This is a genomic window from Bacillus inaquosorum KCTC 13429 (genome assembly GCF_000332645.1).
In the GTDB taxonomy this organism is placed as follows: domain Bacteria; phylum Bacillota; class Bacilli; order Bacillales; family Bacillaceae; genus Bacillus; species Bacillus inaquosorum.
This window is the reverse complement of record NZ_AMXN01000005.1, coordinates 180,823-205,407: the sequence shown is the minus strand read 5'-3', so window position 1 is coordinate 205,407 and position 24,585 is coordinate 180,823. Positions and strand designations below refer to the sequence as shown.

The 24,585-nt window shown below is 44.0% G+C and carries 29 protein-coding genes and 1 pseudogene; 22 read left to right on the top strand and 8 right to left on the bottom strand.

All coding sequences use genetic code 11. From position 1 onward, the window contains the following. Positions 1–7: 7 nt before the first annotated feature. Positions 8–1,048 carry a DNA-processing protein DprA gene (locus BSI_RS06730; protein ID WP_003240080.1) on the top strand — a complete coding sequence of 347 codons (1,041 nt, stop codon included), beginning with the start codon at positions 8–10 and terminating at the stop codon, positions 1,046–1,048. Positions 1,049–1,252: 204 nt separating this feature from the next. Here BSI_RS06730 and BSI_RS06735 read toward each other — a convergent pair whose 3' ends face one another. The 7 genes from BSI_RS06735 to BSI_RS06765 form a co-directional block, all read right to left on the bottom strand. Continuing rightward, positions 1,253–1,450 (bottom strand): hypothetical protein, encoded by a 198-nt coding sequence (locus BSI_RS06735; RefSeq protein ID WP_003240078.1) that lies wholly within the window; start codon positions 1,448–1,450, stop codon positions 1,253–1,255. After that, a complete protein-coding gene (locus tag BSI_RS06740) occupies positions 1,440–2,567 on the bottom strand; it encodes a Rap family tetratricopeptide repeat protein (protein ID WP_050556897.1) in 1,128 nt (375 codons plus the stop codon). Before BSI_RS06740 ends, BSI_RS06735 begins: the two co-directional genes overlap by 11 nt. Positions 2,568–2,755: 188 nt before the next feature. Next, on the bottom strand, positions 2,756–3,061 hold the full coding sequence (locus BSI_RS06745; protein ID WP_003240074.1) for a hypothetical protein: 306 nt from the start codon (positions 3,059–3,061) through the stop codon (positions 2,756–2,758). Positions 3,062–3,127: 66 nt separating this feature from the next. After that, positions 3,128–3,334 (bottom strand): bacteriocin immunity protein, encoded by a 207-nt coding sequence (locus BSI_RS06750; protein WP_003240072.1) that lies wholly within the window; start codon positions 3,332–3,334, stop codon positions 3,128–3,130. Between the two features lie 240 nt (positions 3,335–3,574). Continuing rightward, positions 3,575–4,045: a TIGR01741 family protein gene (locus BSI_RS06755; protein WP_003240070.1), complete on the bottom strand. Its 471-nt coding sequence runs from the start codon at positions 4,043–4,045 to the stop codon at positions 3,575–3,577. 76 nt (positions 4,046–4,121) lie between these two features. Then, positions 4,122–4,592 (bottom strand): TIGR01741 family protein, encoded by a 471-nt coding sequence (locus BSI_RS06760; protein ID WP_003240068.1) that lies wholly within the window; start codon positions 4,590–4,592, stop codon positions 4,122–4,124. A gap of 4 nt (positions 4,593–4,596) precedes the next feature. Beyond that, positions 4,597–6,606 carry a T7SS effector LXG polymorphic toxin gene (locus tag BSI_RS06765; RefSeq protein WP_032732203.1) on the bottom strand — a complete coding sequence of 670 codons (2,010 nt, stop codon included), beginning with the start codon at positions 6,604–6,606 and terminating at the stop codon, positions 4,597–4,599. A gap of 213 nt (positions 6,607–6,819) precedes the next feature. On the opposite strand from BSI_RS06765, the gene BSI_RS06770 reads away from it, so the two are divergent. The 9 genes from BSI_RS06770 to BSI_RS06805 all read left to right on the top strand — a co-directional run bounded on the left by BSI_RS06770 (position 6,820) and on the right by BSI_RS06805 (position 13,735). Beyond that, positions 6,820–7,836 carry a hypothetical protein gene (locus BSI_RS06770; protein ID WP_003240064.1) on the top strand — a complete coding sequence of 339 codons (1,017 nt, stop codon included), beginning with the start codon at positions 6,820–6,822 and terminating at the stop codon, positions 7,834–7,836. A 147-nt stretch (positions 7,837–7,983) separates the two neighbouring features. Continuing rightward, entirely contained in the window at positions 7,984–8,838 is an 855-nt protein-coding gene (locus BSI_RS06775) for a hypothetical protein (protein ID WP_003240062.1), read from the top strand. A gap of 163 nt (positions 8,839–9,001) precedes the next feature. Beyond that, complete coding sequence (rapH, locus tag BSI_RS06780; RefSeq protein ID WP_003240060.1) at positions 9,002–10,144, top strand: response regulator aspartate phosphatase RapH; 1,143 nt, start codon at positions 9,002–9,004, stop codon at positions 10,142–10,144. After that, a complete protein-coding gene (gene phrH / locus BSI_RS06785) occupies positions 10,134–10,310 on the top strand; it encodes a phosphatase RapH inhibitor PhrH (protein ID WP_003240059.1) in 177 nt (58 codons plus the stop codon). Before rapH ends, phrH begins: the two co-directional genes overlap by 11 nt. Positions 10,311–10,470: 160 nt before the next feature. Then, complete coding sequence (locus BSI_RS06790) at positions 10,471–11,190, top strand: YebC/PmpR family DNA-binding transcriptional regulator (RefSeq protein ID WP_032732215.1); 720 nt, start codon at positions 10,471–10,473, stop codon at positions 11,188–11,190. A 124-nt stretch (positions 11,191–11,314) separates the two neighbouring features. Beyond that, on the top strand, positions 11,315–11,680 hold the full coding sequence (locus BSI_RS0121340; protein ID WP_080030872.1) for a spore coat protein: 366 nt from the start codon (positions 11,315–11,317) through the stop codon (positions 11,678–11,680). Between the two features lie 107 nt (positions 11,681–11,787). Continuing rightward, positions 11,788–12,372, top strand: coding sequence for a TetR/AcrR family transcriptional regulator (locus BSI_RS06795; protein ID WP_003240054.1), 585 nt, complete (start codon positions 11,788–11,790; stop codon positions 12,370–12,372). Positions 12,373–12,446: 74 nt separating this feature from the next. Beyond that, positions 12,447–12,890 (top strand): nuclear transport factor 2 family protein, encoded by a 444-nt coding sequence (locus BSI_RS06800; RefSeq protein WP_003240050.1) that lies wholly within the window; start codon positions 12,447–12,449, stop codon positions 12,888–12,890. Beyond that, positions 12,887–13,735 carry an NmrA family NAD(P)-binding protein gene (locus tag BSI_RS06805; protein ID WP_003240048.1) on the top strand — a complete coding sequence of 283 codons (849 nt, stop codon included), beginning with the start codon at positions 12,887–12,889 and terminating at the stop codon, positions 13,733–13,735. Before BSI_RS06800 ends, BSI_RS06805 begins: the two co-directional genes overlap by 4 nt. Before the next feature lie 57 nt (positions 13,736–13,792). On the opposite strand, the gene BSI_RS06810 is transcribed toward BSI_RS06805, so the two are convergent. Beyond that, the gene (locus tag BSI_RS06810) at positions 13,793–14,776 is read right to left on the bottom strand and encodes an amidohydrolase family protein (protein ID WP_003240046.1); all 984 of its coding nucleotides are present in this window, start codon (positions 14,774–14,776) and stop codon (positions 13,793–13,795) included. 249 nt (positions 14,777–15,025) lie between these two features. Here BSI_RS06810 and BSI_RS06815 point away from each other — a divergent pair, with 249 nt between their 5' ends. The 12 genes and pseudogenes from BSI_RS06815 to BSI_RS06870 all read left to right on the top strand — a co-directional run bounded on the left by BSI_RS06815 (position 15,026) and on the right by BSI_RS06870 (position 24,583). Further along, positions 15,026–15,655: a TetR/AcrR family transcriptional regulator gene (locus BSI_RS06815; protein WP_003240044.1), complete on the top strand. Its 630-nt coding sequence runs from the start codon at positions 15,026–15,028 to the stop codon at positions 15,653–15,655. A gap of 73 nt (positions 15,656–15,728) precedes the next feature. Continuing rightward, positions 15,729–15,977, top strand: a complete 249-nt coding sequence (gene cotJA, locus BSI_RS06820; RefSeq protein ID WP_003240042.1) for a spore coat-associated protein CotJA — start codon at positions 15,729–15,731, stop codon at positions 15,975–15,977. Continuing rightward, the gene (cotJB, locus tag BSI_RS06825) at positions 15,961–16,224 is read left to right on the top strand and encodes a spore coat protein CotJB (RefSeq protein ID WP_003240040.1); all 264 of its coding nucleotides are present in this window, start codon (positions 15,961–15,963) and stop codon (positions 16,222–16,224) included. The genes cotJA and cotJB overlap by 17 nt, the downstream gene beginning before the upstream one ends. Positions 16,225–16,238: 14 nt before the next feature. Next, positions 16,239–16,808 (top strand): spore coat protein CotJC, encoded by a 570-nt coding sequence (gene cotJC, locus BSI_RS06830; protein WP_003240039.1) that lies wholly within the window; start codon positions 16,239–16,241, stop codon positions 16,806–16,808. Between the two features lie 122 nt (positions 16,809–16,930). Beyond that, positions 16,931–17,473 carry a GNAT family N-acetyltransferase gene (locus tag BSI_RS06835; protein WP_003240035.1) on the top strand — a complete coding sequence of 181 codons (543 nt, stop codon included), beginning with the start codon at positions 16,931–16,933 and terminating at the stop codon, positions 17,471–17,473. 22 nt (positions 17,474–17,495) lie between these two features. Further along, a pseudogene (locus tag BSI_RS06840) lies at positions 17,496–17,797 on the top strand (YesK-like family protein). A gap of 113 nt (positions 17,798–17,910) precedes the next feature. Further along, a complete protein-coding gene (locus BSI_RS06845; RefSeq protein ID WP_003240031.1) occupies positions 17,911–18,540 on the top strand; it encodes a YesL family protein in 630 nt (209 codons plus the stop codon). Beyond that, a complete protein-coding gene (locus BSI_RS06850; protein WP_003240029.1) occupies positions 18,537–20,270 on the top strand; it encodes a cache domain-containing sensor histidine kinase in 1,734 nt (577 codons plus the stop codon). The genes BSI_RS06845 and BSI_RS06850 overlap by 4 nt, the downstream gene beginning before the upstream one ends. After that, positions 20,270–21,376: a response regulator transcription factor gene (locus BSI_RS06855; protein WP_003240028.1), complete on the top strand. Its 1,107-nt coding sequence runs from the start codon at positions 20,270–20,272 to the stop codon at positions 21,374–21,376. The genes BSI_RS06850 and BSI_RS06855 overlap by 1 nt, the downstream gene beginning before the upstream one ends. Positions 21,377–21,479: 103 nt before the next feature. Beyond that, positions 21,480–22,763, top strand: a complete 1,284-nt coding sequence (locus BSI_RS06860; protein ID WP_003240026.1) for an ABC transporter substrate-binding protein — start codon at positions 21,480–21,482, stop codon at positions 22,761–22,763. Continuing rightward, positions 22,760–23,689: a carbohydrate ABC transporter permease gene (locus BSI_RS06865; RefSeq protein ID WP_080030868.1), complete on the top strand. Its 930-nt coding sequence runs from the start codon at positions 22,760–22,762 to the stop codon at positions 23,687–23,689. Before BSI_RS06860 ends, BSI_RS06865 begins: the two co-directional genes overlap by 4 nt. A gap of 3 nt (positions 23,690–23,692) precedes the next feature. Next, on the top strand, positions 23,693–24,583 hold the full coding sequence (locus tag BSI_RS06870; RefSeq protein WP_003240021.1) for a carbohydrate ABC transporter permease: 891 nt from the start codon (positions 23,693–23,695) through the stop codon (positions 24,581–24,583). Positions 24,584–24,585 lie beyond the last annotated feature (2 nt).

Below are 24,585 nucleotides of genomic sequence, written 5' to 3'. Positions count from 1 at the left end.
TGAAATTATGTCAGCAGCTTTCTGGATTGCTTTAAGTAATATAGAAGGAATGGGAGTAAAGACAATAAAAAAACTTTATACTTATTTTCCAAACCTAACATTGGAAGATTTATCTATAAATAAAGAAAAGATAAGTGATACTGTAAAGAATTCGAAAATACTTCAAAAAATGTTAGATGAGGTTTATCTTTTGAGAAAAATTGAAGATGCTGAAAGACAAGTTAAACTTCATGAAAGTAAAGGAATTCAAGTAATTGATATTGCTTCTCAATATTATCCAAAGCTGCTAAGGTTTATTGAAGATCCTCCAGTTGTCTTATATTGTAAGGGGAATATTGAACTACTAAAAGATGATCGGAAAATAGCAATAGTAGGTACAAGGAACCCAACCGAACTGGGATATAAGGCAGCAATGAAGGTTTCTGCACAATTTTGCAAAAGGAACTTTGTGGTTGTTAGTGGCTTAGCTGTTGGTATTGATACCGCTGGTCATAAAGGAGCAATAAATGTAAACGGGAAAACGATTGCAGTATTAGCAGGAAGTTTGGATAAAATATATCCAAAAGAAAATACAGAATTCGCAAATGAAATTATAAAAAGGAACGGCTTGTTGATTTCAGAGACTCCATTAGGTGGTAAGACATATAGAAACTCCTTCGTTCTACGAGATAGGATACAAAGTGGCCTATCTTTAGGTGTATGTCCTGTTCAGACCCCTTTAAAAGGTGGTACACAACATACTATAAAATTTGCGCAAAATCAGGAAAGAATGCTATTTTGCCCGAATCCTTTAGAAGAACGTGAAGTAGAAGCGACACAGGGGATATACCATTTATTAGAAAATCGTTTGGCTAGCAAGATAGAAAACGAAAGTGATTATGAAAAAATAATTAAGAGCTTAGCTAATACTCTGGAGAGATTAATTAATACAAACGTTATTAGTAGAAAAGAGATTATAGGACATACAAAAGACCAAAAAATTAAGCAAGACAAAATTGAGCAGCTTAGCTTCTTTGACGAAAATAGTAACCGTGAAAACTTGCATTAGGCATTGTAATAAATAGATGGATGCTAGGAGGATGAATTGTCCAGGCAGTTCCAATGGTTGTACAATATATTAATAAGCAATCAAAACAGATAAACCGGTTACGATTTTGTTTGGTCTGATATGAGCGTTTGAACATAAAATATTCTATCCTTTGTCATTGTATTTCCTCAGAAAACAGACGCAGCCAAAAGCTGCGTCTTGTCCTTAACCAAGCGTTCCGTTTTCTGCAATCGTCATTTCCTTGTCAAAGATGGCTTTGTCTGCTAGGGAGTTCGTTGAATCGTTTGCAGCTTTGCTTGTCATGTTTCTGGATGCTACGTTTACTTCATTTCCTAAGGAAGAACTGATAAAGCTTACACCGATCAAAGCAATTACAGCGCACAAAGTCAGTTTAAATTTCATACAAACAATCCCCTCTCTGAATTTGTTTGCGGGCATGAACCATCTTTTTGAAACAGATAACAGAATCATCCATCTGCCCAATTTCAGTATAAAACTTTGCGGCTAATAATGCCAACTCTTCCATATAAGGATATCCTTGGGATGTCTCTAATTTGTTGAAAACATTTAATAAAATGGACGCTTCTCCTTTTTTGATAAACAGCGCCTGTAATCCTTCAAACATAATTTTAAATAGGCCATCGTCGAATTTACATGCGAAGCGTACGCCTTTTCTGAAACAATCCATTGCCTGTTCTTGTTTATGTTGAAGAAAATAAATTAAGGCTAAATCGTGGTAAGCTTGTGTCAAGTTGTTGAAATTTGATTTTTTAAATTGGAGTATCGATTTCTCCATGTATTTTGCTGCTTTTGTCAATTCGCCCATTTTAAGATAACAATTTCCAATATTGAATAAAGCTTGGCCGTAAATCCGCTTGTTTTTGCTTTCAAGCAGCCGTGCGCCTTTTAGTGCCTGTTCGAGGTGAGGGAGCGCCTTTTCATGACTTTCTAAATCGTCGTAGTTTCCTGCGATTACAAAATGGCATTGTATGCGGCGGACTGAGTAAAGGTCGTGCGTTTTATAAATGTTATACGCCTGAGAAGAATAGTGCATGGATACGTGGGTTTGTTTCATATGATAAAACACTTCAGCCATTTTAAAATAAAATTCCGCCCGCTCGATTTCATCCGAAATATAAGGAATTGTATTTTCCGCTTTTTGATAGAATGTAATGGCACTTAAGAAATTGCCCTCTTTGAATTCATACATTCCTTGAAAAAAGTAATAGTAGTATTCAACGAGCTTCTCCATCTTCCTGTTGCTGCCTTCAATTCTCTTTAAATATTCTGATAACTCCATTTGGTTTCCTTCAGATGGAATCACATAGTCAATCATAAGCTGATGGCGAAATGCAATGAGCTGATAGTAAATCAAGAGATCTTGGTCTTCTTCCATGATGTCAATGTCCCGTTCGATCTCAGCTTTAAGCATTTCAGAGTCAGTCACATTAAACTTTTGAATATGCCGGTTCCACTCATTAATTTTCATCCCAACGTGCGGAGACGAAATTGTGCCCAAACTGCTCACCCTTCCTCTTCTCACTAATTATGTAAATTTTATCAATACTGAAATTTAATAGGAAGGGGTTGAGAGACCGCAAAATAAATTTTCGGTGTGATCCGCAAATGGCAGTTTGGGTGTTTCGCGTTATATTTGGTTTTGTGAAGGTAGTACAATCTCAACTTTTGAACTTTGGATTGCGGTTATTACGACTGAGCAGTTTCGTCGTACTCTTTTAGCAGTTTTTCTGTCTTATGCATTTCTTTGAGCATAGGATTCATGTAGTCGTTAGCTGATTCTAGGTATGCTCTTGTCAAAGTGTCTAATTTGTTTCTAATTTTAGAAAAGCCTTCTTCAAATTGTTCCTCAGATGAATGTTGGATAAAGACTATTGCTTCTTCGTATCTTTTTAATATGTTTTTGACCATTGGAGTTGGATTCTTTTGATGAATTGTTTTTATTGCTACGATTGTTAAATTAATTTGTTTTATTAATTCTTTTCTTACTGTCAAGGTGATGCTCCTTTTAAATTTCTATTCCATTTGAGAGTTGCTAAATCTGTTTAATGGTTTGATAGACTACTCATCTTTATAATTTAGAGCAATTTTTACAACTTGTTCCGCTGTGTAATCTTCATTGCTCCAGAAAATTAAATCACTTGGTGCCGGATGAGGAACATTTTTCTCTAATAAATCGAGATATTCACTGACTTTCTCATTATCTAATGTTGGGTTCATTAATTCCTTTACAAGAAAGATCAACTCTTCTTTTGTCAGTTTATCCATTGTTTACCCTCCAATAGATTGTATCTACATTGATTTTACAAATGACTTTATTTCTTCTGGTAATGTTATAGGTTGTTTGCATAATGATAGATAATTGTCTTGAGAAAGGTTAGTCTCATTATAGAGTTTATTAATTGTATTTATAATCAATATATTCATATGGAAAACCTCTAAAATTTCTTTATTTTAGATTGGTTTATAAAAAATAGCTCAGCAGAGTAGGGCTGAGCCATTTTTTAATTATAGACCGAGGTAGCTAATTACAAATTCTTTATCATCCTCATCTTCAGGCAAAATACCAAGGTTTTTATATTCCCATATTGCGATTCTTTCATATCCATCTAATTCTGAGGCTAAAATATCATCATAATTATAATCTAATTGGAATTCTCCGCTACGATCCAATGTTAGTGTAAGGTTCGTCCAAACATCATCGTTATTATTTCTGTGTTCAGTTTTTAATTCTTCAAAAAGTTCTCTTAGCTCTCTTAACAACGTCTTGAAGATATCCTTGCTTACGTTGTAATGGTTAGGTATATCTTGTGAATAAATAATTTGATTATTTTCTGGTGTCTTGAAGTGAAAGAGAACCATGGTAGAGTCATTTAATACTTCTGCATAAAGATAAATTTTTGTCCATTCACAAGGTATGATGTCATTTAATTTCTGACTAATAAGCTGGTACAAATCTTGCATTTTTTTAGTTTCCAATCTTTTCACCTTCAATCGTCGAGAAATCTTAGTTATCAAAAATAGCTCAGCAGAGAAGGGCTGAGCCATTTTTGATTTATAGACCGAAGTAGTTTATTACAAATTCTTTGTCGTCCTCATCTTTAGGCAATATCCCTAAATTTTGATATTTCCAAACATCTCGTCTTTGAAGGTCATCAAGTTCAGACGATAAAACATCATCATAATTATAATCAATTGAAAACTTTCCGGTGTTTTCTAATTTTAAAGTGAGATTTGTCCAAATATCTTGATTACCTAGCTTAAATTCTTCTTTTAGTTCTTCAAATAGCTCTTGAAGTTCAATTAGCAGTTGATCGTAAATCTCTTCGCTCACATCAAAGTGTTCAGGTATATAATGAGAAAATAAATAATCACTGTTATTTGGTGTTGTAAAATAAAAGTATATATCTGCTGAGTCATCAAGTATTTCAGCATATAAAACGATCTTTTCCCATTGAGATGGAATCACTTCATTTAGATGTTCAGCAATCTTTTGATATAGTTCACCCATTTTTTGAGTTTCCATTAGATTAACCCCCAGCTTTATTCTTAATGATTGTTCTAACAGGTTCTTTATCCCCAACTTTATATACAACAATAAATTTAGAAGGTCTTAAAGAATCACCCTCATAAATGTTGTTAATTTTAACTGTCACCTGTTTCGGTGGTTTTTGACTTAAAGCTTTAGACCATACTTGCTCCATGTTGTACCATTTCCCGCCGCTCCTATTAATTTGAGAATTCATCGGCACGATATTGTCAAACTGGCCTGAGCCTTTGAATTGGGTGGCGATTAAATGGCCTCCGTCATCGTCAGGCTTTCGGTCTTGGGGCTTTCCAGCATTCGACTGTGCATATTGGTTTCGTTTTGCTTCTCCCAGCTGCAAGTCTGCTTTGACACTTGTAATTCTACCATAGTTGTCAGTGGTGTACGTGTAGCCTTCTTTTGTTTTATAAACGACATTTGGCTTCAGCACTTTCTTTCTGCTCCATCTTGCGTAATGCTGGCCGTATTTGACGGTTACCGGCGGTACAACTGGCGCTGGAGTTCGTCTTCCGCTTGATGACGTTCCGTATGGTTTCGGAAGGATGACCTTGGCGAATTTTTGCAGTCCTTCTTTAAGCGTGACCCCGTTGACTGCGTTGTAAGGAACGCCTGCCGGCACTAAATCGTGACGGGGATGATAGGGGAGAATATCCGCAAGTGTGAGATCTCCGATTTGATTTAATTTGGTTTTGACGTGTTTTTTTGATACTTCTATGCCTTTGTTTACTTTTTGTTTGATGTGATCAATGGTTTGTTTTGAGACCGTGATGGCTTTTTGAGCTTTTGCTGATTTGCTTGCTGCTGTTTTGACTTTGGTTGTCACTTTGGCGGCTGTGCCTGTTTTAGAGACGGCGCCAACACCTTTTGTGCCGACAATTGATGTGACAACAGTGCCAACCGCATATGACACCCATCTTGCTCTTGAGTAGGTATCACCATTCACCATGTCTTTTTGGTATGATTCTTCGATTGCCGCTGAAATGGCTTCATACGTTTTGATCGGGTGAGCCATCGCTCCGGTAATCGCTTCAACGGTTCCGCCCGGATCTGTGACCATATCCCACAGGCCTGTGACCGCGTCTTTTCCGGAATCATAAAGGCCAACGGCGACCCCTTTGAAACCTGCTTCAAACTCACGCGTGTTTTCAATTTGGGTGAAGTATCTCTGTTGTTCTGCTGTCAGATTTTCATAGCCGATCGTTTTTGCCATTTCGTAGAATTCATCGGCATCTGCATAATCGTAGTTTTTCAGTCTTTCTTTTAGTTTTTCAATCTCGCGTTCCTTCGCTTCCTCTTTCTTAATCTTCAAGTAAGCCTCAGTCCGCTTTTCAATGTCGCCTTTTTTCTTATGTATGTCACTCTCACGGTACGCTTTGGCGTTGTAGTGGATAGGTGTGGCGCTTTTGCCTTTGCCCGTTGCTTCTTGGAGCTTTTGGAAGTCGGATTTGATGAATTGTTCGTTTGGTTCAGACAGGGCGTATTCTGTCTTCAGGTCTTCGTCCAAGGCGTCCAATTTTTCCAGTGTTTTTTTGCGTTTGTCGTTGGCATCTGCCAGCTCGTCTTTGAAGGTTTCTGTTGAAAACAGGTCGAGCGGGAGGATGTCGTCGATATCGTTTAGGATGTCTTTCATCGCTTTTTTCTGTTCAGACATGATGGACTTTGATTTTTTATGGGCATTTTCCAGTTCGTGCTCCAGGAAGGATTCTTCGATGTATGCGTCAGAGAGGTCTTTGTCCTCGGCGGCTCCGGCGATGCTGTTGAAAAATGCGATTTTCATGTCGATGTAGTCGATCCATTGGTCGGTGACGCCGACGTGGTCATGGTAGAAGGCTTTGATGTTGCTGGCGCCTTTTCCTGAGAATTCGCTGTCACTGAGATCAGCGACGCTTTTTAAGGCTTTTCTCAAGTTGACCATTTGGGTTCTTAGTTCTTTATACTCTTTCGCGCGGTCTGTCGCTTCCGAAAGCAGTGTTTTCGCTTCAAATACTTTCATGACCATTTCCCTTCTTTTGTTCGCTCAATATCAAAATTTTACCACGGAGCGGGATGAGGGTGGGGGTGAGAACGTGTTTCAGTGGAAAAATGAGTCATTTGGCATGTGTCTTTATTCATGAAGGGATTGGTGGAAACATGGTCGAAATTACATTGATCACTAAATATTTTTTGGAAGTTGGGATTCTATATTGTATTTTTAAGGAGCATGTTGATGAAGAAAAAACGGGTTACATTTGGTTTATTAGTGTTAATGGTATGCGTCATACTGTTTGCTCTGTATGGTCAGTTACACAATAAAGACAATATTCCTGTCAAAACTTCCGCCATCCACCCTGAAGAAGACCGCATCTTTTTTATCTACTCCAATCCTCTCATAAAAGAAAGCGTGCTGCTCACAACCTCAACAGGCGAACGGTTTAACAGGCGCACGTTCAAGGTGGCGGATGTGCCTTATATTCAAACGAAATCTGTCGCATCAACAGACATTGTATTATTAGCGGAGCACGAGCCTTTTTACTATACGCTGGAGAAGGATGTGGTCAAAGAGCATCTGCTGTCAGATCCATTTGCGTTTTGGTATGAGGGGGAGGATGTATCTGTTAAGGCCTATAACGTTGATACGGCGGGGAATGACATTCACATAAACGACAGAAAAACGAAAAAGAAATATCAGCTCACCTTGCCTTCGCTTGTCACGATGGGGGCCAGTGATGAGAACTATATTTATATCATTCAAGGCATGTCTATTTATGTGATCGATAGAAAAACAGAGGAAATCGTTGAAACCCTAGGTTTAGCCTCATACGCAGATAAATTCGCTGACTCGGAGGAATTTATTGTCGCGAGCTCGCAGCATGAACTGACTGTGATTGAAAAAGGGACATGGAAGACGACATATATTCCATATCCTGATGAGCTTGAATACGCTGATACCGTGTACTATGACAAAGAAAACGGCACCTTTTATGTGACGTATGAAGACAAAGAGGGTGAAGCGAACTTGCTGGAATATGGGAAGGATTTTTCTTTTCACACATACGGCTTGAAATTCCCTTATATGGATGCAAAGTTTAAGGGGAATCAACTGTATATTGTTGCCCAGGAAGAGCATAAAAAGGGCATTGGCGGGTACGTGGGTGTGTTTGATATTCGTTCTAAGAAGAAGCTTTATCAGTTTGATTTGCCTAAGGAACAGGTTAAGGTACAGGATTTTGTTGTGGTTGATTAAAGCTATAGATTCTGAAAGCTCATCAAAGCTCTTAGCGTCTTTTTCTTTTTTGTTCAAGAGTTGATCTTTGCTGATAACGGTGTCGAAATTCTGTGAAACTTTCATTCAAAGTACTCGTATATGAAACAAAAGGAGGACGATGAAGCGATGGGTGGTTCATATTTGAGTGATTTGTGTTCAATGTATCAAAAAGATAAGTTCTTTACCGGATTTGTTCCTGAGGAGCTTTTGACATATGCGTGTGAGCTATTCCCGTTATCGAAGAAAGAAACGGTGACGGCCTTACTGAATTGTTCCATGGGAAATAAAGCGAAAAGCTTTGTTATGTTTACGAGTAAGGGATTGTACTGGAAGAGATTTGGAGAACAAGAGGGATGTGTGACATGGGAAGCATTCACTGATATCCAATCGATTAAATCGACGGATGATTATGAGATTTGGTTTGATGAAGTAGAGGTTTTTGATGTCGGCTTCAGTTCATATCCTGCGGATCTGTTGGCAGAGCTGTTGAGGGTAATTCAGCAATTTCTTAGTGAAAATGGCTTGGATTTGCTTACGGAACCCCGGATAGATCATGTATCTGTTTCTGCCAGTGAATTGAGGGAAATCAGTATTTTGTTTCAGAACAGCTATGACAAGATGTTCGGTTTGACCAATGGGCTACTTGTCGGTAACGAGATTTCTGAAAAGAGAGAGGTACGATTGAGAAAACGGCTGCATATTCCTAAGGATCAGGAGATGATCTCCTTCTGGAGTACTTTTCCCGTGAAGCAAACAGATGGCATCACATTAACGGACAAAGGGATTTATTTTTCAGATCCTTTTCTCAGGTTATTTTATCCTTGGCATGTGTTTAAGGAAACGCCTGTGATGTTAAAAGATCAGGAGTTAATAGTGGGGAAAGAGAATGTCATTCAATTGCTGGAAAACCTGATGCCTGCTGAAGACGTGTTTGCTTTTATAGAACAAGTAAAACGAAGAATCAGCGCTGTTACGAGCTAGTGAATACGTATATGAAATAAGCATGGACCCTTGCGTAAAGGGTCTTTTTTTTGCGGGGAAAAACAAATTGACAGGATGAAAAAACAATTTCTTCCTCCTATATTGTTTTCAAAATATGGGATTGATAGAATATGACATATCTCACAGAGAAGGAGGGAAGCCGTTGAGTCAAGCCATACCGTCTTCGCGTGTCGGTGTTAAGATTAATGAATGGTACAAGATGATTCGTCAATTCAGTGTTCCGGATGCTGAGGTTCTGAAAGCGGAGGTGGAGCAGGACATTCAGCAGATGGAAGAGGATCAGGATTTGCTGATCTATTATTCTCTGATGTGTTTTCGGCACCAGCTGATGCTGGATTATTTGGAGCCGGGACAAACATACGGGAATCGCCCTACAGTGACAGAGCTTTTGGAAACGATTGAAACTCCTCAGAAAAAACTCACAGGCCTTTTGAAATACTACTCTTTGTTTTTCCGCGGCATGTATGAATTTGATCAAAAAGAATATGTGGAAGCGATCGGGTTTTATCGCGAGGCGGAGAAAGAACTGCCGTTTGTGTCAGATGAAATCGAGAAAGCGGAATTCCATTTTAAAGTGGCAGAAGCGTATTACCATATGAAGCAAACCCATGTGTCGATGCATCATATTCTTCAAGCCTTAGACATTTATCAAAACCATCCCCTATACAGCATTAGAACCATACAAAGCTTGTTTGTGATCGCCGGCAACTATGATGATTTCAAACAATATGGTAAAGCGCTCCCGCATTTAGAAGCGGCGCTGGAATTGGCCATGAACATTCAAAACGACCGGTTTATCGCCATTTCTCTGTTGAACATCGCGAACAGTTATGACAGATCAGGAGACGATCAGATGGCTATAGAACACTTCCAAAAAGCAGCGAAGGTAAGCAGAGAAACGGTCCCTGATTTGCTTCCGAACGTCTTGTTTGGATTAAGCTGGACATTATGTAAAGCAGGTCAAACACAGAAGGCGTTTCAGTTCATAGAGGAAGGATTAGGCCATATTAGAACACATCCAAATGCGAGTTCTTACAAATTCTATAAAGAATTGTATCTGTTCTTGCAGGCCGTCTACAAAGAGAGTGTTGATGAGACCAGAATCCTTGAGATGTTAGCCTATTTCGAAAAAAAGAACCTGCACGCTTACATTGAAGCATGTGCCCGCAGCGCTGCCGCTGTTTTTGAAAGCCGCTGTCATTATGAGCACGCTGCTGCGTTTTATCGGAAAGTGCTGAAAGCGCAAGAAGATATTCAAAAAGGAGAGTGTTTATATGCTTATTAAGAAAAAAGTGTTGATGTGCCTTGGTGTTACCCTTATTTTCGGAAGCATTTCGTTTTCTTTCTTGGCAAACTCCGGCGGCTTTAAGGAATCAACGGATCGAAACACGACGTATATCGATCATTCCCCTTACAAGCTCATGGATCAGAAGAAGAAAGCCCTTAGCTAGGGCTTTTTTCTTGCTTTACGGAAGACGTTCGATTCTCCACACCGCGGCATTCCTTCTATTTCTAACGCAAGACACTCGAAACAACCAAACCATTTGAGGTATAATGGATAAAGTGAATAACAATATACAGATTGATATATATGAAAGAGAGTGGAGCATCATGGGCCGTAAGTGGAACAATATTAAAGAGAAGAAGGCGTCTAAGGACGCGAATACGAGTCGGATTTATGCGAAGTTTGGCCGTGAGATTTATGTGGCGGCGAAACAGGGCGAGCCTGATCCGGAATCCAACCAGGCGCTGAAGGTTGTGCTTGAGCGCGCGAAGACTTACAGCGTGCCGAAAAATATCATTGAACGTGCGATCGAGAAGGCGAAAGGCGGAGCGGAAGAGAATTTCGATGAGCTTCGTTATGAGGGCTTCGGGCCGAACGGATCAATGATTATCGTTGATGCGCTGACGAATAATGTAAACCGTACGGCGCCGGAAGTGCGTGCGGCGTTCGGGAAAAACGGCGGAAACATGGGTGTGAGCGGATCTGTTGCTTACATGTTTGACGCGACGGCTGTAATCGGTGTAGAAGGCAAAACAGCTGACGAAGCGCTTGAAATCCTGATGGAAGCGGATGTCGATGTCCGTGACATTTTAGAAGAGGATGACAGCGTGATCGTATATGCTGAGCCAGATCAATTCCATGCGGTGCAGGAGGCGTTTAAAAACGCGGGCGTTGAGGAATTTACAGTAGCGGAGCTGACCATGCTTGCGCAAAGTGAAGTGACGCTTCCGGATGATGCGAAGGAACAGTTTGAAAAGTTGATTGATGCATTAGAGGATTTGGAAGATGTTCAGCAGGTGTATCATAACGTTGATTTAGGTGAATAAGAAGTGAGCAGACTGTCATGGTCTGCTTTTTTCTTTTTAGCTGGTTTAGGCGGCCGCCCATACGATCTATAAGATCTTCTCATACTCTGGACTGTAACCTATGCGAAGGAGAGAGTGGATGAATATGACTGATATTAGACATATGTATGGAGGACCCGGTTTTGGTTATCCTGGCTGTGGCATTGGCCATCAGGGATACAATATGCAAGATGCAGGCTACCCAGGATACGGCATGTATGGAGGGGCCAGCGGATATCCGGGCCATGGCGCACACAGGGGCTACGGCGGTTATCCAAGCGGCGGCTATGCTGGCTACCCGGGAACTGGAAGTGATCCGAGCTACGGCATGCACCATGAGAACGATGGGCATCACCACTATTATCACCATCATCATGATGGAAAAGATACTCATCACCACCATCATGACGGTAATTATGGCCACCATCACCACCACCATATGGGCCAATGGGGACAAGACGGCTATAAATAAAGATGATGGAAAAAGAGGCACTCTTGCAGTTCAAGAGTGTTTTTTATGTTTTTCTTGACTGTTCAGTCTGGAAACTGGTAACATTTGTTTCAGGAGGTGATAGCCTTTTGGGGAGGAATAAAGAATTTGATACGGCGCTTGTTCTTCACAGGGCGATAGAGGTTTTCGGAGAGTACGGCTACGAAGGCACGTCTCTTCAGGAGCTGCTCTCTCATTTAGGCATTGCGCGCCAAAGTTTGTATGATACGTATGGCACAAAGCGTGATTTGTTTCTGTCAGCTGTGAAAACGTATCTTGAGGGGAAAAATGCTGCCGTTATGGAAAGGCTTGAGGCGCCTGGATCTGTAAAGGAAGCCATTCGTGAAATTTTTCAAGAAGGCGTCAATGTCCTTAAAGATCCGGAACGGGCGAAGGCGTGTTTCATCATTAACAGTGCGATTGAACAGATCCCGCATGATCCTGAGCTTGCCCGGTATTTTGAGGGACAGTCGAAGCAGCTTGAGGACGCTTTTTATCAGGCGCTTTTAAGAGCGAAGGATCAAGGAGAATTGACTGGCGAAGACAATGATATATCGGCGCTTGCCCGGTATTTGAATCAGAGCAGGCTGTCTCTGACGTTTGTCGCCAAAGTGACGGCTGATATGGGTCGGCTTCAGGACCATGTTGACGTAAGTTTATCGGTGCTTGATTAACATGTGGTAAAGGATTCTTTGCCCATGTATGCACTTTTTGGACTGAATGGTCTAAAAAAATGAGGTGATGATGAATGTTAATGAATGAATTTGAAAAGGCATGTGACACATTGAGAAAGTTTATGGCCTATATGCTTGAGAAGGACATGAAGAGCTGGACGGAGCTTTGGGATGAGAATGCCATATTTGAGTTTCCTTATGCGCCAGAGGGATCACCAAAAAGAATAGAAGGAAAGGCGGCCATTTACGATTATATTAAAGATTATCCTGATCAGATTCATCTTTCTTCGTTTACGGCTCCGACAGTGTACCGCTCAGCAGATACGAATACGATCATCGCGGAGTTTCAATGTGACGGTCATGTGATTGAGACTGGGCTGCCTTATCGCCAAAGCTATATCAGTGTCATTGAAACGAGGGACGGCCGCATTGTGCGCTATAAGGATTATTGGAATCCGCTCGTCGTAAAAGAGGCGTTTGGAGGATCATTTTTGCAAACAGAGGAGAGTGGAAAATGATGAAACAGCAGCCGATTTTAATCACGGGCGGGACCGGCACAACCGGGAGCCGAATCGCCAGCCGTTTAATAGAGCTCGGGTACAGAGTGCGTATTGCAAGCCGGAAAAAGGGCACGCTTTCTGATGCTGAGTATGTGTATTTTGATTGGAAGGATACTTCCAGTTTTTCACCTGCTTTGGAACAGGTGAAACAGATCTATCTTGTTGCCCCGGTCGGTGTATTTGACCCGGCTCCTTATGTGCTCCCGTTTCTAAAGGAGGCAAAGCGGCTGGGTGCGGAGCGAGTGGTAATGCTCAGTGCGTCGGTTGTCCCTGATGATGGCCCTGTGTTTGGTGCGCTTCATCGGGCGGTACGCGATTTCCCTGAATGGACGGTGCTGAGGCCTTCATACTTTATGCAAAACTTCATCAATGTCCAGCATCGAATGTCTATTCAAACTGAGGGGCACATCATCACGGCTTCGGGTGAGGGAAAGCTAGGGTTCATCGACGCTGATGACATCGCAGAAACGGCCGTGCGTGCTTTGATAGATGATGTTCCTCATCAAACACATCATATTCTGACAGGACCCGAGGCGCTGAGCTATGCCGAAGCGGCGGAGATCATCGGAGCTGCGGCGGGACGCCGGGTGGAGCACGTCAGCATTTCTCGTTCCGGGCTGCAGAATAGGATGGAGACAGCAGGTTTGCCGGCGGACTATGCCCGTTTTATGGCGGGGCTGGATGAAGCGATTCGCCATGGTGCGGAACATCGGGTAACGGATACAGTGAAGCGTGTGACGGGGAAAGAACCCCGTTCGCTGACTGAGTTTGCGGCTGCTCATGCTGCATACTGGAAACGCTGATCTTATTTTGGACTGATCAGTCTGAGAAGACCTTCGGCTTTGCCGAAGGTCTTCTTTTTATCGATTGAATTGAAAAAGCTTAGCCGCGTTTTCAGTGCCGATTTTGTATCGGTCCGTTTCGCTGATTGGACATTGGTCAAACCAGGAAGAGATTTCTTCCATTGTTTCATACGGATAGTCGACCGAGAAGAGGATGCGGTCTGAGCCGACTTCTAACAATGTATCAATCAATGCCTGTGTTCTGAACACGCCGCTTGTTGTGAGATAAAAGTTTTTGCGGAGGTATTCAGTCGGCGCTTTCTTATGGTTGCCATGGGTTTCAGGACGCTGATGGCGCAGTCTGTGTTCAACCCGCGGCAATGTAAACGGCAGGCCCTCGCCTAAGTGTCCGAGGATGACAGTCAAATCAGGGTATTCGTCGAAAAGGTCGCTGAGCATCAGGCGGATGGCATGTGTTGCTGTTTCAAAACCAAAGCCCCATGCTGAACCGAGGAGGCCTTCGTAGCCTTCATAGATGCGCTGCTGATGCGGCAGCGGGATACGCGGATGCAGATAGACGGGAACCTGCAGCTGTGCGGCTTTTTCCCAGAAAGGGCGCACCTGGGGCTCGTCTAAATATTGAGCGGTGTTTTCATCCCCGATGTTGCTGTAGCCGTTGACCAAGGCACCCACAAAGCCGAGCTCGTTTACGGCCCGTTCGAGTTCCTTCGCGGCTTCTTCAGGATCTTGAAGCGGAACTGCCGCAAATGCTTTAAAGCGGTCAGGGTGCTTAGAAACGAAGAATTCCGCAGCGTGATCGTTCATTTGCTTTGCGAGTTTCACAGCTCTGTCAGGATCAGTAATGCCTTCAATACCAGGCTGTGTCAATGAGAGAATTGATGTTTGGATGCCGTTTCGATCCATGTCTTCTATCCGTTTCTCGAATTCCTGCAATCGTTTTTGGACAGCGCTGAAATACTCCTCGTCAGTAAAATTGTGGCTTCCTGTAGCCGGAAAATCAGGAGATTCCCAATGCTCTTCTAATGCGATTTTTCCATTCATGCCAAAGACTCCTCTCTTTATCATAGCTGGTGAGATCAGATGGAGTGCACTCATTTTACGTAACGAAGCTTCGTTTAGATGATTAATGAACATAGTGTTCATTACTTCACACCGTGTACAAGATGTATGTTCATGGTACAGTAGATTTTGGGAAAAGGTCAATAAACAGAGAACGCCCAAATGTTTAGAAGTAGACACCTGCGGATGATTTGTCCAGAAGAAAATGAAAGTTAGACAGGGAGGAAAAAAATGTCTAAAAAGCATAAAGTAGATCCGAGAATCAGACGAACAAACAAATATTTAAGAGACGCTTTAATTGCCCTTCTGAAAGAAAAAGATGCCAATTCGATTACGATTCAGGAAATTACGGAAAAAGCGGACCTGACCCGCGGCACATTTTATTTGCATTATCAGGATAAACAGGATTTTCTGTTTCAAAGCATGACGGAGGTTCTTGATGATTTGATCCGGCAGGTAAAGCCCGAAACACCGGTTGAACCGGTCAGTATCGATGAGGAACATCCGCCAGTATCTTTTGTAAAACTGTTTGAGTACATCCATGAACATGCCGAATACTTTCAAGTGATGCTGAGCGACAGGGGGCTGCCGCAATTCAGAAGTCTTATGGCGGAGTTCGTGCAGAAACGAATTTACGAGGAATTGCTTTCTTCGATTGAGGAATCAGAGAAAACGCTGCAGGTGCCGAAAGAGATACTCGTCAGCTATATCACGTCCGCTCATATCGGGGTGATTTGTTCCTGGCTTGAGAGCGGCATGAAGTACAGCCCGTTGTTTATGGCGAATCAATTAACACGTTTAACGCTGCTGGGACCGCTCCGTATCGCGGGTATCGAAGAACAGATCAAGCTTCCTTATTAAATCTTTCAGTCATAATGATGCCTCCTGCCTCATACCTATTAAGGTCATTGTTTTTGAGAAAGGAGGAGCCGGAATGAAGGATATGCAGCCGTTTACGCCTATCAAAACATACACGCCCTTTCACAGCCGTTTTGATCCCTGTCCGCCCATAGGGAAGAAATATTACAGAACGCCGCCTAATCTTTATATGACCTTTCAGCCTGAGCATATGGAGCAGTTCTCGCCAATGGAGGCTTTAAGGAAAGGCACCCTTTGGAAGGATCTCTATGATTTTTATGAAAACCCTTATCGAGGGGGAGACGTACATGGCAAAAAAGATTGATGCCGAATATTACCGTCAGCTTGAGCAAATCCAGGCCGCTGATTTTGTGCTCGTTGAGCTGAGCCTTTATTTAAATACACATCCTCATGATGAAGACGCGCTGAAGCAATTCAATCAATACTCCGGTTATTCAAGGCACTTAAAAAGACAGTTCGAATCCTCTTACGGACCGCTTCTGCAGTTCGGAAACAGCCCCGCGGGCGAGGATTGGGATTGGGGAAAAGGGCCTTGGCCGTGGCAAGTATAAGGAGGAATGCCTGAATGTGGGTGTATGAAAAGAAGCTGCAATACCCTGTCAAGGTCAGTACGTGCAATCCGACGCTGGCGAAATATTTGATTGAGCAGTATGGCGGAGCGGACGGCGAACTGGCCGCAGCTCTCCGGTATTTGAACCAGCGGTATACGATTCCTGATAAGGTCATCGGCCTTTTAACGGATATCGGCACGGAGGAATTTGCCCATTTGGAAATGATTGCGACCATGGTCTATAAGCTGACGAAAGATGCCACGCCGGAGCAGCTGCGTGAAGCCGGGCTCGGCGATCACTACGCCAATCATGATGGCGCGCTTTTTTACCACAATGCGGCGGGCGTGCCGTTTACAGCGAGCTATATCCAGGCGAAGGGCGATCCGATTGCCGATTTATACGAAGACATTGCGGCAGAAGAAAAGGCGCGGGCGACGTATCAATGGCTGATCGATATATCGGATGATCCTGATTTGAACGATTCCCTGCGTTTTTTGCGTGAACGTGAAATCGTGCATTCTATGCGCTTCAGAGAAGCGGTTGAGATTTTAAAAGAAGAACGGGATAAAAAGAAGTTTTTCTAATGGGCAGATGGGCCTCTCTTTCATGCACCCTTTTTACATACAGAGAAAATGTCTGTTTTTGCTGTTAGGTCTGCATTATAATCAAGGTGTGTGCAAGCTTACTTTTTGATTGGGAGGCCTTTATGTCATCTTTTAAGATTCAGAGTGAAACGATTGCTGATGGATTTTACGCGTGTCCGGCTGTATATGAGGATGCAGAATCAATTACCGGGCTGCTCGTCCGAACAGCTGAATGGCTCCGGGATCGGGGCTCTACTCAATGGAGCGGGCTGCTGGAAGGGCAAGATATACATGATATCACGGGTTCAATTGAAAATGGACATGTGTTTGTGTTTAAAAAAGACGAAGAGCTTGCGGCTGTCGTGATGCTGCTGCCGGAACCGAGCGAGTGGGACAGGACACTTTGGGGAGATGATGGGCATGAGGAGTCCATTTATTTGCACCGCCTAGCGGTCAGCCGCCGGTTTGCAGGACAGGGGCTTGGCGCGCGTGTTCTTCATTGGGCAGAGACGGGTGTTGACTATCCGGGAAAAATACGGATCCGGCTTGACTGTGTCGCTGATAACGACGCCTTGCACTCCTTTTATCGGCGTATGGGATATCAATTTATGGGTGCCGATGCATCCGGGTATCATTTATTTGAGAAAGAGATTTCGGCAGAATAAGCGTCCTTTGCAGGAGGCTTTTTTGTCTTTTTCTAAAAGGGAGGGCAGGCGATGTGGCCAATTTTATTTGTGATAGGGATCGTGACGGCTTGTCTGTTCACTAGCGTCTCGTTTTTTGTACGGATGAAGCTTCCTGACAGAAGGTTGCCGGAATGGATGTTGGCCGGGCTGGTTGTCCTCGGCGTGTTTGCGATTTGGTACAGCCTCGTTTATGTACGCGGCTGGGAGGGGGCAGTGCTCGGAATGCTTGGATTCAATGTCATTTGCGGATCCATTGCCGGATATTTGATCGGAAAAGTCATCCGGCGATACAGGAAAAAATAAGAGCGGCGGCTGCTCTCATGATGTCGAATTTTTCACAGACGGCAGGAATTTTCTTTCGGAAGGAGAAATACATATTACTTTAAAATGAAAGCGTTTTCTGTAGCAGGAAGGTGATGTTGATGATACACAGTGTGACGAATGGGCTGAATCGTTTTTGTACGTGGGTGATGAGATTAGCCTATTTGAATGTGCTTTGGATTTTGTTTTCCCTTGCAGGTCTGGTTGTATTTGGGCTGATGCCCGCTACTGCAGCGATGTTTTCAGTGGCGAGAGAATGGGCGAAGGGGAACACGGATGCCCCGGTCTTTTCAGTCTTTTTTCGGGCGTTTAAAAAGGAGTGGCGGGCAGCGCAAATCCTCGGGCTTATTGTTGTGACAGCCGGCCTGTTTCTGTTTGCGGATATGCGGATTGCGGCTCAAATGAATCAGCCTGTGCTTGTCAATGTGTTCTTGAGCATCAGCCTGATTTTCGCATTTGTTGTGCTGTATGTGTTCCCGGTGTTTTCTCATTTTGATGTGAAAATCAGAGAGGTGCTGAGCATCAGCTTTTTGATTGCCTTCAGCCGTCCGGCGGTGACGCTCCTTATGGCGGCGGGCGCTGTCGGTGTGTTGTTTCTTGTGCTGTTTCATGTCACATTTTTGCTGTTTTTCAGCGGGAGTTTACTTAGCCTGATTTTAACAAAGCTATCCTTTAAAGCGTTTTGCTCAATGGATCAGCGGCAGGAGAAAGAAAAGGCGGCATGAAAAAAAGAGTTGCTGGCTGGTACAGGCGGATGAAGATTAAGGATAAGCTGTTTGTGTTCCTTTCACTGATTATGGCCGTGTCCTTTCTGTTTGTATACAGCGGGGTGCAATACGCCTTTCATGTGTATGATGAGCAGATTTACCGCAAATCCTCGGAGGTGCTGCGGATGTCTTCTGAAAGGATCGAAGACGAGCTAAAGAAAATAGAGGATGTGTCATATGAAATCATTACGGACGAACAGATTCAGCGCATCCTGAGCATGCAAAATCGTGATGATACGTACGATCAGTATCAAATGAAGCAGGAGCTGTGGGATCAGCTGGCGGAATATGCCAGCGATGAAAAGTACATCGATTCCATTCATTTGATCGATGCCCGCGGCTCAGAGTATTCAGCCGGAAGCAGTTCTTCAGATCTTTTGGAGCAGCAGCAGGAAGAGGTGTTTAAACGAGCCAAAGCGAAAAATGGCAGAAATCTTTGGATGACGCTCGGCGGTTCAGATCCTGTCCTGATTTCAGCGCGGCAAATCAGATCTTATCACCAGCTGAGTTTGAATGGCTTGGGTATGGTGCTGATCCAAGTCAATGTGAAACAGATGATTCGTGATTTGCCGAAGGATTGGGGCGATTCGGTCGGAGACATGATGATCGCTGACCAAAGCGGGAATTTGGTGTATTCGGCACATGGTTCGGTGCTTGCGCCTGAGGCGGCAAAAGAGACGCTAAAGCACCCCGGTTATGACTTGATAAAAAAGAATGGCAAACGTTATTTTATTTCTTTTCTTCAATCATCCTATCAAAATTGGAGCTACTATAATGTCATCCCCTTTGATCAGATGTTCGCAAAAATTTCCTTTATGAAAACGGTGATCGGCACGTGTTTTCTTCTGTTTTTCTGTGTGGTTTTGCTTTTCGGACGGAAAATCGCCAACAGCATTACGGAGCCGATCGAGCAGCTTGTGTCCGCGATGAAATCGGTGCAGCACGGCGGTCTTGAAGCGGGTGTATCTCTATCTCTGCCAGAACATACACAGGATGAGGCCGGCATGCTGAACCGCCATTTTACGGTCATGATGAAACGGATTAATGAGCTTATGGAAGAAAATGTGGAGAAGCAGCTTATCATTAAAGAAACCGAATTGAAAGCACTGCAAGCCCAGATTAACCCCCATTTTTTATATAACACACTCGAGTCCATCAATTGGCTGGCAAAGGCGAATCAGCAAAAGCAAATCTCAAAAATGGTGGAATCGCTCGGTTTTCTTCTGCGTAACAGCATACATATGGAGAAAGATACAGTGACCATTCAGGAGGAGGCGGACATCGTTCTTCACTATATGACCATTCAGCGGTTTCGATTTGAAGAGCGCCTGAACTTCACTTTGGATATCGACGAAGAAGTGAAGCATTGCCTCATTCCAAAACTGACGCTCCAGCCGCTGGCGGAAAATGCGATACAATACGCGCTTGAGCCCTTCACAAGGCCGTGCGCCATCCGCCTTCAGGCAAAAAAGACGAAGAATTGTGTCTGTATTACGGTCGAAGATAACGGCCCCGGCATGGATGAGCGGATCCTCGAAACATCGGGCGGAAGAGGAATCGGACTCTGGAATATCCGTGAACGCATCCGGCTGACATTCGGAGAGTCGTATGATTTGCACATTCAAAGTGAGCAAGGAAAGGGAACGAGGATTGTGATCACAATACCGTGCCGAAATGAGGTGGCGTGATGTATAAGATATTACTAGCTGATGATGAGAGGATTATTCTTGACGGAATGGCAGGAATCATTGAGTGGGAGGCGCTTGGTGCTTCATTGATCGGCAAAGCGCTGAACGGGAATGAGGCGTATGACAAGATATTATATAAGCAGCCGCATATCGTTATTACAGATATCAAAATGCCCGGCATAGACGGGCTTGAGCTGATCAAAAAGGTGTCAGCCGTGAGTCCGTCGGTTCAATTTATCGTCCTGTCCGGGTTTGGAGAGTTTGAGTATGCGAAGGAAGCCATGAAATACGGTGTAAAGCATTATTTGCTGAAGCCCTGCAATGAACAGCAAATTATCAGCTCGCTGGAGGAAATCATTGCTGAGCTGAAGCAGCATGAGGTGCGGAAAAAGAAAACCGCCCATCTGAAACATGAGCTCGATCATATCCGTTCCTTTGCTGCCGATCAATACTTGGAGGGTTTGATCGCCGGCGTAGCCCAGCTGTCTCCGCCGCCTTCACTTGCCGAAAAAAAGGTTCGCCTCCTGATTTTAAAAGGGGAACAATCTGTTGATGCCGCGGCCAAAGAGGCATTCGGTTCTGCGCTGACAGCGGTTTGCAGCAGCGGAGAGTGTACCGTGCTCGCTGTGGCGGAGAACGCCGCTGACAAGGCGGCGGACGTTTTCGCGAACCGCCAGATAGCCATCAGCCAGGCGGGAGAACTTCGGAACGCGGGGCAGCTGTTTCGTGACACAGCCGAAGCGTCTGGTGACCTGCACGGGAGCGCAGTGATATCGAAAATGATCAGGCTTGTTGCCGACGAGCTCGGAAATCCGAATCTCTCCTTGAAGTGGGCGGCGAAGGATATGCTGTTTATGAATCCTGATTATCTCGGGAAATTATTTAAGCAGGAAACAGGCGAGAAATTTTCCCAATACGTTACGCGAGTGCGTCTTGAGCATGCGATGAAGCAGATGAAATTAAGGCGGGACGTGAGTGTTTCAGAGATCGCGGAAGAAATCGGGTTTGGCGATAATCCAAAGTATTTCAGTCTCGTCTTTAAAAAATATACCGGTCTGACACCGTCAGAATTCAGAAGAAAACAGGGAGGCGCTTCCGCAGGATAGCCATCTCTGTTTTTTTTACTTTCGTCACTGTTTTTTGAGTGTTTCGCCCCATCTGAACGCTTTAAAATAAAATGTAAGCACTTACATTAAAGGGGGGATTGGTTTGAAGAAGATTTGTTTCGTGCTGTTATCGCTTGTCTGCGTCTTTTTTTTCAGCGGATGTTCTGCGGGCGAAGAGGCATCGGGGAAAAAAGAAGACATTACGCTCAGAATCGCATGGTGGGGCGGGCAGCCAAGGCATGATTATACAACGAAGGTGATTGAACTATATGAGAAAAAGAATCCGCACGTCCATATTGATGCGGAATTTGCGAACTGGGATGACTACTGGAAAAAGCTTGCGCCGATGTCTGCCGCCGGCCAGCTTCCCGATGTCATTCAAATGGATACCGCTTATTTGGCACAATACGGCAAGAAGAACCAGCTGGAAGATTTAACGCCGTATACAAAGGATGGAACGATTGATGTCAGTTCAATCGAGGAGAATATGCTGTCGGGCGGAAAAATTGACAATAAGCTCTATGGATTTACGCTAGGCGTCAACGTGCTGTCTGTAATTGCGAATGATGATTTGCTGAAGAAAGCCGGTGTGTCCATCAATCAGGAAAACTGGAAGTGGGAGGATTACGAGAAGCTGGCGTATGATCTTCAGGGAAAAGCCGGCGTCTACGGCTCTAACGGAATGCATCCGCCTGATATTTTCTTCCCTTATTATTTGCGCACGAAGGGTGAGCGTTTTTATAAAGAAGACGGCACAGGCCTCGCGTATCACGATGATCAGCTGTTCGTCGATTATTTTGAACGGCAGCTGAGGCTGGTGAAAGCAAAAACATCCCCAACACCTGATGAAAGCGCACAGATTAAAGGGATGGAGGACGACTTTATCGTCAAAGGCAAATCAGCGATTACGTGGAACTACTCCAATCAATATTTGGGATTTGCCCGGCTGACAGACTCGCCGCTGTCTCTTTATCTGCCGCCGGAGCAAATGAAGGAAAAGGCGCTGACGCTGAAGCCGAGTATGCTGTTTTCGATTCCGAAAAGCTCTGAGCATAAAAAAGAGGCAGCAAAGTTTATCGACTTCTTCGTCAACAATAAAGAGGCAAACATGCTGATCAAAGGCGAGCGGGGTGTACCGGTATCCGACAAGGTAGCGGATGCGATTAAACCGAAGCTGAATGAGAAAGAAGCCAACATCGTGGAATATGTAGAAACAGCATCAAAAAACATCAGTAAAGCCGATCCGCCGGAGCCTGTGGGAAGCGCGGAGGTCATCAAGCTGCTGAAGGATACGTCTGATCAGATTCTGTATCAGAAGATATCGCCGAAAAAAGCCGCCAAAACGTTCCGGAAGCAGGCCAATGAGATATTAGAGAGAAATAATTGACGGGAAATGGGGCTGACGCAATGAAAAAAAGCCGGAGCATGAGAAAAGACAATCTGGCGGGATATGCTTTTATTTCTCCGTTCATTATCGGGTTCCTTTGTTTTACGGTGATTCCGATGGGGGCGTCCCTGTTTCTGTCCTTCACAAGCTATGACTTGTTTACGGCGCCGAAGTGGATCGGGCTCGACAACTACAAGGAAATGTTTACGGGTGACGAAAAGTATTGGCAGTCGTTGAAGGTGACGTTTACGTATGTGCTTGCCGGGGTTCCGCTCCGCCTCGGCTTCGCGCTTTTTATCGCTGTCATTTTAAACAATGCATCAAAAGGAACGGCCATGTACAGAACGCTTTTTTATCTGCCTTCCATCATCGGCGGGAGCGTGGCCGTGGCGATTATGTGGCGCAATATTTTTGGCAATGACGGGGTCATCAATGCACTGCTGTTTTTCGTCGGGATTGATCAAAAAATTCTTTGGTATCAGGACCCGATAAGTGCGCTGTGGACATTGATTCTGCTGTCTGTCTGGCAGTTCGGGTCATCAATGCTGATTTTTCTGGCCGGGCTGAAAAACATTCCGTCTTCGTATTTGGAAGCGGCCAGCGTGGACGGGGCAAATCGGGTGCAGCGTTTCTTTAAGATCACGCTTCCGATTCTTACGCCGATTATTTTCTTCAATCTGGTAATGCAGACGATTTCTGCTTTTATGACGTTTACACCTGCCTATATCATCTCAAAGGGCGAGGGCGGGCCGCTTGACGGGACGCTTTTATATTCGCTCTATTTGTTCCAGCGGGCGTTTAACTATTTTCAAATGGGCTACGCATCGGCGATGGCGTGGGTCATGCTTCTCATTGTCGGGCTGATTACGCTGATTTTGTTTAAAACATCGTCATATTGGGTTCATTACGAGTCAAAGGAGGAATGATGGATGGAGCCGGTCAACCAGCCTGTCAGAGAAGCCCCGGTTTTTGAGAGAAAAAAAGCCGGGCGCGTCAGGCCCAAACGCATACTGTTCCATGTTTTTACCGCATCGCTGGCGGTGTTATTGCTGTACCCGGTCATTTGGCTGTTTGTCAGCTCGTTTAAGGAAAGCTCCAGTATTTTTACAACCTCTCATTCTCTCATTCCCGATCCTTTTATTCTCAGTAACTATGCTGAAGGATGGAAGGGGATTGCGGGGCAGCCGTTTCTGACCTTTATTAAAAACTCGGCGATCATTGTCGGGGTGTCAACAATCGGTGCCGTCCTGTCATCTGCTGTCATTGCGTATGGATTTGCCCGTATTCCGTTCAAGGGAAAAAAATTTTGGTTCGCCTGCATGATGGGGACGTTAATGCTGCCGCATGAAGTGCTGATGATTCCGCAGTATATTTTGTTTGCGAAATTAGACTGGCTGAATTCTTTTAAACCGATTGTTGTTCCGCAATTTTTCGGGCATGCGTTTTTTATCTTTCTGATGATCCAGTTTATCCGGACGATTCCCGAGGAGCTGGATGAAGCCGCGCGAATCGATGGATGCGGGCGCTTTGCCTGCTTTTGGCGGATCATTCTGCCGCTGATTGCCCCGGCGCTTGCCACGTCTGCGATTTTCTCCTTCTATTGGAAGTGGGAAGAGCTGATTCAGCCGCTCCTGTATTTGAATAAGCCGGAGCTTTATCCTGTTTCACTTGCGCTGAAGCTTTTCCTTGATACGGAATCGGCTTCGAACTGGGGTGCGATGTTTGCCATGTCGGCCGTCTCGTTATTGCCTGTGATTCTCGTATTCTTTTTGTTTCAGAAATATATCGTTCAGGGCATCAGTACGACCGGATTAAAATAAAA

Bases quoted from the DNA above. Each gene is read 5' to 3' on its own strand.
- BSI_RS06730 (WP_003240080.1), top strand. From the start codon at position 8: ATGTCAGCAGCTTTCTGGATTGCTTTAAGTAATATAGAAGGAATGGGA.
- BSI_RS06810 (WP_003240046.1), bottom strand. From the start codon at position 14,776: ATGAATGGAAAAATCGCATTAGAAGAGCATTGGGAATCTCCTGATTTT.
- BSI_RS0121340 (WP_080030872.1), top strand. From the start codon at position 11,315: ATGACTGATATTAGACATATGTATGGAGGACCCGGTTTTGGTTATCCT.
- BSI_RS06800 (WP_003240050.1), top strand. From the start codon at position 12,447: ATGTTAATGAATGAATTTGAAAAGGCATGTGACACATTGAGAAAGTTT.
- BSI_RS06815 (WP_003240044.1), top strand. From the start codon at position 15,026: ATGTCTAAAAAGCATAAAGTAGATCCGAGAATCAGACGAACAAACAAA.
- BSI_RS06775 (WP_003240062.1), top strand. From the start codon at position 7,984: ATGGGTGGTTCATATTTGAGTGATTTGTGTTCAATGTATCAAAAAGAT.
- BSI_RS06760 (WP_003240068.1), bottom strand. From the start codon at position 4,592: ATGGAAACTCAAAAAATGGGTGAACTATATCAAAAGATTGCTGAACAT.
- BSI_RS06870 (WP_003240021.1), top strand. From the start codon at position 23,693: ATGGAGCCGGTCAACCAGCCTGTCAGAGAAGCCCCGGTTTTTGAGAGA.
- cotJB (WP_003240040.1), top strand. From the start codon at position 15,961: ATGGCAAAAAAGATTGATGCCGAATATTACCGTCAGCTTGAGCAAATC.
- BSI_RS06835 (WP_003240035.1), top strand. From the start codon at position 16,931: ATGTCATCTTTTAAGATTCAGAGTGAAACGATTGCTGATGGATTTTAC.
- BSI_RS06805 (WP_003240048.1), top strand. From the start codon at position 12,887: ATGATGAAACAGCAGCCGATTTTAATCACGGGCGGGACCGGCACAACC.
- BSI_RS06770 (WP_003240064.1), top strand. From the start codon at position 6,820: ATGAAGAAAAAACGGGTTACATTTGGTTTATTAGTGTTAATGGTATGC.
- BSI_RS06735 (WP_003240078.1), bottom strand. From the start codon at position 1,450: ATGAAATTTAAACTGACTTTGTGCGCTGTAATTGCTTTGATCGGTGTA.
- BSI_RS06855 (WP_003240028.1), top strand. From the start codon at position 20,270: ATGTATAAGATATTACTAGCTGATGATGAGAGGATTATTCTTGACGGA.
- BSI_RS06765 (WP_032732203.1), bottom strand. From the start codon at position 6,606: ATGAAAGTATTTGAAGCGAAAACACTGCTTTCGGAAGCGACAGACCGC.
- BSI_RS06845 (WP_003240031.1), top strand. From the start codon at position 17,911: ATGTTGATGATACACAGTGTGACGAATGGGCTGAATCGTTTTTGTACG.
- phrH (WP_003240059.1), top strand. From the start codon at position 10,134: ATGCTTATTAAGAAAAAAGTGTTGATGTGCCTTGGTGTTACCCTTATT.
- BSI_RS06850 (WP_003240029.1), top strand. From the start codon at position 18,537: ATGAAAAAAAGAGTTGCTGGCTGGTACAGGCGGATGAAGATTAAGGAT.
- BSI_RS06750 (WP_003240072.1), bottom strand. From the start codon at position 3,334: ATGGATAAACTGACAAAAGAAGAGTTGATCTTTCTTGTAAAGGAATTA.
- cotJC (WP_003240039.1), top strand. From the start codon at position 16,239: ATGTGGGTGTATGAAAAGAAGCTGCAATACCCTGTCAAGGTCAGTACG.
- BSI_RS06790 (WP_032732215.1), top strand. From the start codon at position 10,471: ATGGGCCGTAAGTGGAACAATATTAAAGAGAAGAAGGCGTCTAAGGAC.
- cotJA (WP_003240042.1), top strand. From the start codon at position 15,729: ATGAAGGATATGCAGCCGTTTACGCCTATCAAAACATACACGCCCTTT.